Consider the following 4181-nt stretch of genomic DNA (forward strand, 5'->3'; position numbering starts at 1 on the left):
AACGCTGATGGCCACTTTTGCCATAACCGTGTTTTTTCACAGGAGATGTCTGTTCACAAAACGGGCATCTTACATCAACTTTAGCCACTGTATTCCACATCCAAAACCGGACATTTCACACTGCAATCAACATATTGAATAAACGACACAATATTCGTTATATATTTATCTATCTGATATATAAAGGTTTTTCTATTACATAGGCCTCCAACATAGTCGAAAAGAGGCGTAAAAATTGTCGTAACTCATCCTGAGGCAAAGATTTTTGGTTTTTTTCGCCTTTATGAGAGAAATAAGCTACCTTAGCCACGTGAATTCCCCCTCTTTTGCAAAAGGTCTCTATGCGCAATCGCACGTTAGCCGATCTCGACAAGGTTGTCGCGCTGGGTGGCGGGCACGGCCTTGGTCGCGTCATGTCATCACTTTCCTCGTTGGGTTCACGACTCACCGGCATTGTGACGACCACCGATAACGGCGGCTCGACGGGCAGGATCCGCCGCGCAGAGGGCGGCATCGCTTGGGGGGACATGCGCAACTGCCTGAACCAACTGATCACCAGCACGAGTGTGGCCTCCGCCATGTTTGAATATCGCTTCACCGGTAGCGGTGAACTCGCTGGACACAATCTGGGCAATCTGATGCTTAAAGCCTTGGATCATCTGAGTGTGCGGCCGCTGGAAGCCATTAACCTGATTCGTGGACTGCTGAAAGTGGATGCGGTACTGATCCCGATGTCAGAACATCCTGTCGATCTGGTTGCTACCGACACGGGAGGAAAACAGATCTACGGTGAGGTGCAAATAGACAATCTGAATGCACTACCACAGGAGTTGCAACTCCATCCCGCGGTCAAGGCGACGCAGGAAGCGATTGATGCCATCGACCAGGCCGATGTGATCCTGATTGGTCCAGGCAGCTTTCTGACCAGCCTGATGCCTCTGCTGTTGCTGGACGATCTGGCGCGAGCCCTGCGCCGCACACCAGCGCAGATGGTCTATATCGGCAATCTGGGACGAGAACTCAATCAGGCCGCTGCCCATATGACACTGGCACAAAAGCTCGCCATGATCGAAAACAAGGTGGGGCGTAAAGTGGTGGATGCTGTTATCGTGAGTCCACACACCTCGGTGCAGGGCATCAACGATCGTCTCATCGTACAGCAGCCATTAAGCGCGGCTGGTGTGCCGCACCATCACGATCGCGAACTGCTGCGCCAAGCGCTGGAAATTATCCTACAACGTCTAGGCTAACCGTACTACAGCCGAGGGCTATTCCCCGCACAGCCACGGCGTATGGGTAACGCCAACCAGAATTCCTTCCGGGCTAAGGAAACTCGTCACCCACTGCCCCCACGGTTCGAGTCGGTTATCTACCAGCAAGGTATATCCCGCCCGTTTAACCGCCGCCGTGGCGACCACCATATCAGCAACCTCAAACTCCAACCAGGTTTGCGGGACGGTGACGTCATCCGGCAAATGCTCAGTGTCGAAGCAGGATTGACCCGCCTGCGCCAACGGCCACAGCGCGAAGTGCTTCACTCCATCGAGCGTATCGGTGACCAGATAATCGCTCGACTCCCCCAACGGTTTAAGCGGCAAATGTAGCGTGTCCAGATAGAGCGATCGACTGTCAACAGCGTCCACAGCGATCGTGCCGAAGCCCGCGATAAACAGTACATCTACATCGTGTATAGAAAATGTTATGTCGGCTCCTTGCGCGAAGGGAAATCAGGATGCGGCGATAAATCGCTCACGTAATGCATGAATCTGGTCACGCAATGCCGCAGCTTCTTCGAACTCCAAATTCTGCGCATGCTTCATCATTTGGCCTTCCAGTTCACGAATCTTTTGCTCCAACTCTTTTGGCGTCAGTGCATGATATTCTGCGGCAGGTTCAGCGGCTTTACGACCAGTACGCCCTTTGCCTTTCGGCGTCGGTTGCCCCAATTGCAAAATATCGTCGATTTTCTTGTTAAGCCCGGTAGGCACAATCCCGTGCGCTTCGTTGTACGCTTGCTGCTTCTCGCGTCGCCGCTCCGTTTCCTGAATGGTACGCTGCATTGATGGCGTAATCTTGTCGCCATACAGGATGGCTTTACCATTAAGGTTACGTGCGGCACGGCCGATGGTCTGAATCAAGGAGCGTTCCGAACGCAGGAAGCCCTCTTTATCCGCGTCCAAAATAGCCACCAGCGACACTTCTGGCATGTCCAACCCTTCTCTGAGCAGGTTGATACCCACCAGCACATCAAATTCGCCCAGTCGCAGGTCACGGATGATTTCAACGCGCTCGACGGTATCGATGTCCGAGTGCAGATAACGCACGCACTCACCGTGTTCTTCCAGGTATTCGGTGAGATCTTCCGCCATACGTTTGGTTAAGGTGGTGACCAGCACGCGCTCGTTCAACGCAACGCGCTTGCGGATTTCAGACAACAAATCGTCCACCTGCGTCGCAACCGGACGCACTTCCAGTAGCGGGTCAAGCAGTCCCGTAGGCCGCACCACCTGATCGACGACATCACTGCCGGAATGCTCCAGTTCGTAATTGCCGGGTGTCGCCGAAACATAGATGGTTTGCGGTGCGAGCGCTTGAAACTCCTCAAACTTCATCGGCCTGTTGTCCAACGCTGACGGCAGACGAAAACCATATTCGACCAGCGTTTCTTTACGCGCACGGTCACCGCGGTACATGCCGCCCAATTGCGGGATCGTTACGTGGGATTCATCGATCACCAACAATCCATCGGCAGGCAGGTAGTCAAATAGCGTCGGCGGCGGCTCACCCGGCCCGCGTCCAGAAAGATAGCGCGAATAGTTTTCGATACCGGAGCAATAACCGAGTTCGTTCATCATCTCAAGATCGAATTGCGTACGCTGCGTCAGCCGCTGTTCTTCCAGCAGTTTATTGTTTTCCAACAATACGTTGCGACGCTCAGCGAGATCCAGCTTGATATCTTCCATCGCCTGAAGAATACGCTCACGCGGGGTGACATAGTGGGTTTTCGGGTAGATGGTATAGCGCGGCACCGTTTGTAGCTGCTGGCCAGTGAGCGGATCGAACAGCGTCAGGCGTTCAACTTCTTCATCGAACAGCTCAACGCGCAACGCAATCTCATCGGATTCCGCCGGAAAAATATCAATCACTTCGCCGCGCACACGGAAAGTACCACGCGTAACGGCCTGATCGTTACGCGAATATTGCAGTTCGGTCAGTCTGTGCAAAATCGAGCGCTGATCGATAATCATGCCTACCGTCAGGTGCAGCATCATTTTCAGATAGAGATCGGGATCGCCCAACCCGTAAATAGCCGAGACCGACGCGACCACCACCACATCGCGCCGTTCCAGCAGCGCTTTGGTAGCTGACAGACGCATCTGTTCAATATGCTCGTTAACCGACGCGTCTTTCTCGATAAAAGTGTCCGAGCTAGGTACATAGGCTTCGGGCTGGTAGTAATCATAGTAAGAGACGAAATACTCAACCGCATTATCAGGGAAAAACGCTTTCATCTCACCATAGAGTTGCGCCGCCAGGGTTTTGTTGGGTGCCAACACCATGGTGGGGCGGTTAAGATCCGCAATCACGTTGGCAATGGTAAAGGTTTTTCCCGAACCGGTTACCCCCAGCAACGTCTGATGCGCCAACCCCGCCTCCAGCCCCTCTTCCAGCAGACGTATCGCTTCAGGCTGATCGCCTGAGGGGGTAAACTCGGAGTGCAGTTTAAAGGGTTTGCTCATGAACAACCTGCCAGAAAGTGGACCAAGCGTCGCGAAAACAGGCAACGCACAGTAACATTTAACAATAGTGTGAGGCGTAAAGCATAGCACTAACAGTGCACCTCAGAAATTCGTTTACCCACAGTATACTGAATATAAAAGGGTCTTCCCTTGTTGTGGTGGCTGAAGGCATGATAATGGCGTATTAAATTGCAGAGGTCACCACCATGGAAGAAAAGTCTCTCTACGCTCATATCCTCAACCTGTCTATTCCGTGGCAGGTAAAGTCTCTTTCTCTCGATGAGAATGCCGGTTCTGTTGCCGTTACAGTCGGTATCGCTGAAAACTCTCAGTTAACCTGTCCAACCTGCGGGAAACACTGTCCTATTCACGATCACCGACATCGTAAATGGCGCCATCTCGATACCTGCCAGTTCGCGACAATAGTCGAAGCTGATGTAC

5 protein-coding genes are annotated in these 4181 nt (G+C 52.7%); 2 read left to right on the plus strand and 3 right to left on the minus strand.

The window, feature by feature from the left end; all coding sequences use genetic code 11:
* Positions 1–88 (minus strand): IS1 family transposase (locus tag QZ506_RS20800; RefSeq protein WP_367272975.1); only part of this gene is annotated, 88 nt, incomplete at its 3' end.
* Positions 89–341: 253 nt separating this feature from the next.
* Between QZ506_RS20800 and yvcK the strand changes: the two genes are divergently transcribed.
* Positions 342–1250 (plus strand): uridine diphosphate-N-acetylglucosamine-binding protein YvcK, encoded by a 909-nt coding sequence (yvcK, locus tag QZ506_RS20805; RefSeq protein WP_291973627.1) that lies wholly within the window; start codon positions 342–344, stop codon positions 1248–1250.
* An 18-nt stretch (positions 1251–1268) separates the two neighbouring features.
* Here the strand turns inward: yvcK and QZ506_RS20810 are convergent, their stop codons facing one another.
* Both QZ506_RS20810 and uvrB read right to left on the minus strand, forming a co-directional pair.
* Positions 1269–1703 carry a glyoxalase gene (locus QZ506_RS20810; protein ID WP_291973633.1) on the minus strand — a complete coding sequence of 145 codons (435 nt, stop codon included), beginning with the start codon at positions 1701–1703 and terminating at the stop codon, positions 1269–1271.
* A 24-nt stretch (positions 1704–1727) separates the two neighbouring features.
* Complete coding sequence (uvrB, locus tag QZ506_RS20815) at positions 1728–3740, minus strand: excinuclease ABC subunit UvrB (protein WP_291973629.1); 2013 nt, start codon at positions 3738–3740, stop codon at positions 1728–1730.
* Between the two features lie 206 nt (positions 3741–3946).
* On the opposite strand from uvrB, the gene QZ506_RS20820 reads away from it, so the two are divergent.
* The coding region (locus tag QZ506_RS20820; protein WP_291973631.1) for a transposase family protein at positions 3947–4181 on the plus strand (235 nt) is incomplete at its 3' end.

This window comes from Candidatus Symbiopectobacterium sp., from assembly GCF_020054415.1.
Taxonomy (GTDB): domain Bacteria; phylum Pseudomonadota; class Gammaproteobacteria; order Enterobacterales; family Enterobacteriaceae; genus Symbiopectobacterium.